This window comes from Microcoleus sp. D3_18a_C4, from assembly GCF_036702415.1.
Lineage (GTDB): Bacteria > Cyanobacteriota > Cyanobacteriia > Cyanobacteriales > Microcoleaceae > Microcoleus.
Genome location: NZ_JAUBTI010000133.1, coordinates 1 through 2,470 on the forward strand (window position 1 = coordinate 1; position 2,470 = coordinate 2,470).

Sequence of the window (2,470 nt, forward strand, 5' to 3'; positions counted from 1 at the left end):
TGGCGCTTTCGCGCTGCTGTAAGGTTGTTGTCATTTGTTTATGATTGCTTTATTTGGTTTTCAATGTTCGTGACGGCCTTGTGTTCCGCCATGTAAATAAACATAAAGCATATTCTCAGGTTTGTAAAGTTTTTTAACAACAGATTAACTAATGAAAGTTATAAGCTTAAGTTATCAATATGAATAAAACTGGATAAAGGGGTAAGAATGCACAAAAAAGTAGGTAAAGCCTGGAAGCGCGTCGCCTTCAGGCATGGAAATATTAAGATACAGACTTCTGCTGGCTAGGTATCATAATGAGAGCCCAATAGGGAACTTCAGCGGGCTCGACATCTGCGATCGCCCGAATTCGCTGATTCGGCATAGTTGCGCGTTCTATATACAAAGCTCGATCGAACTGTCCCAACTCAATCAGCACGTCCCGGACTTTCGCAAAATGCCGGCCCAGCTTAATAATCACAGCAGCATCAACAACCGCCAGTCGATCGCGCAAAACCTCAGCCTCCAGCGTCGCAGGCATAATACTTAACACATCGTTACGATAAGTCAGCGGCACTCCCAACGCCGCCGCACTCGCCATTGTCGAAGAAATTCCCGGCACAACTTCAGTGGTAAATCTCGCCGACAAACGGTTGAATAGATACATAAACGAGCCGTAGAGAAAAGGCTCGCCCTCACATAGCACCGCCACATCCCGCCCCTCGCTCAGATGTGCCGCAATTTTCTCGGCAGCAATATCATAATAAGGTTGAGACGATCGCGTCGGACTAAAAGGCAGCGGCATCGGAATCTCAATTTGCTCCGGGCGCAGATAATCAGCGACGATCGCCCGCGCCAGCACCTTACCATTTTCCATCGCTGGATAGGCAATCACCGGCACCGATTGCAAAATCCGATAAGCTTTCAATGTGATCAATTCTGGATCGCCCGGGCCAATACCCAAACCGTACAATTTACCAGTAGCCTGAGTCATAATTCATCCTTTTTCGCTAACGCATTCACGGCCGCCGTTGCCATTGCACTGCCACCGCGCCGCCCGTGCAACGTAATAAATGGCACTCCCCGACTGTTGGCAGCGAGTTCGGCTTTGGATTCGGCAGCCCCCACAAATCCTACCGGGAAACCCAGAATTAAAGCCGGTTTGGGTGCTCCGGCATCCAACATTTCCAGTAGTCGGAACAAAGCAGTCGGGGCATTGCCGATCGCCACAACCGCACCCTGCAAGCTATCCAGCCATAAATCAAGCGCCGCAGCCGATCGAGTATTTCCTATTTGTCGCGCCAACTCCGGGATTTCGGAATGCCAGAGGGTGCAAATCACCGGATTGTCAGCGGGAAGGCGTTTGCGAGTGATGCCTTCGGCCACCATCCGGGCATCGCACAGAATCGGCGCACCTGCGGAGAGGGCTTGGCGTCCGCAGGTGGCTGCACCGGGGGAAGCTGCTAAATCTGTAACAATATCAGTCATGCCGCAACTGTGAATTAGTCGCACGGCTACCGATTCTAAATCGGGCGGCAAGCTTGACAAATCTGCTTCGGCTCGAATAGTGGCGAAGGATTTGGTGTAGATTTCTGTTCCGTCTCGAATGTAGTCAATCATTGTTTAAAACTGCTATGGGAAGTTTGTGGGATTTTTGAAAGAGATTTTTTGAATGAACCGCCAAGAGGGAAAGGACGCGAAAGAAGAAAGATCCAGAAAGATAGAAAGAGAAATAATTAAAAATTGTCAGTTTTCATGGGATATTTTTTCACTTTCAATTCCGATTTTCGCTGCTGAACAACTCCTGCAATTGGTCGATCGCCTGCCGATCGACAAACTCACCAAATGACTCCAAAGGGTCTCGAAACCGCTGATACACCCGCAACATTCGCTCGATCGCACCGGGCATCTCGATCGCACTCACCGCCTGAAAAATTGGTCGCCCGAACGGCAAATCTTTTCTACCCGCATAAATGTCGTAACCTTCGATAGTTTCGTCTCCTCGCTCAATCTGAATTCCCACCAGCGTGATATCAAGTGGCTGGTGCTGGGCGCAGGACTTTTGGCAACCGCTGAAATGAATGTTAATCGGCAGGTCGATCGTCAATTTTTGCGCTAAATCCCTCGCCATTGCTAGGGCGTGACTTTGAGTATCTGTCGCCGCCGACGCACAGCCGCTGCTGCCGGCACAAGCCACCAAGCACGAATCTAGGCGACTCGCCGACGAGTGCAATCCCAAATCGGCGATTTGCTGTTTTACCTCAAAAAGCTGGGAGTTGGGGATATCAGAAATCAACAGATTTTGCCACGGCGTAAGTCTCAGGGTACCGCTGGCTAGATTTTGGGCTAAATTTGCCAAATTCCGCAGTTGTTTTGATTCTAGCCTACCGAGAGGCAGCGCAATTCCCATGTACGAGAAATCCGACTGTCGCTGAGGGTGGATGCCGAGATGTCGGGATTGTTCGATCGCCCTTGCAGATGAGTCGATGGA

General features: G+C 50.0%; 2 protein-coding genes and 1 pseudogene. All 3 read right to left on the reverse strand.

The window, feature by feature from the left end:
- Positions 1-262: 262 nt before the first annotated feature.
- Complete coding sequence (locus QUB16_RS30330) at positions 263-973, reverse strand: precorrin-2 C(20)-methyltransferase (RefSeq protein ID WP_333321881.1); 711 nt, start codon at positions 971-973, stop codon at positions 263-265.
- Positions 970-1,599, reverse strand: a complete 630-nt coding sequence (locus QUB16_RS30335) for a precorrin-8X methylmutase (RefSeq protein WP_333321882.1) — start codon at positions 1,597-1,599, stop codon at positions 970-972. The genes QUB16_RS30330 and QUB16_RS30335 overlap by 4 nt, the downstream gene beginning before the upstream one ends.
- Before the next feature lie 154 nt (positions 1,600-1,753).
- Positions 1,754-2,470: pseudogene (locus tag QUB16_RS30340) on the reverse strand (precorrin-3B synthase); the annotation flags it as partial.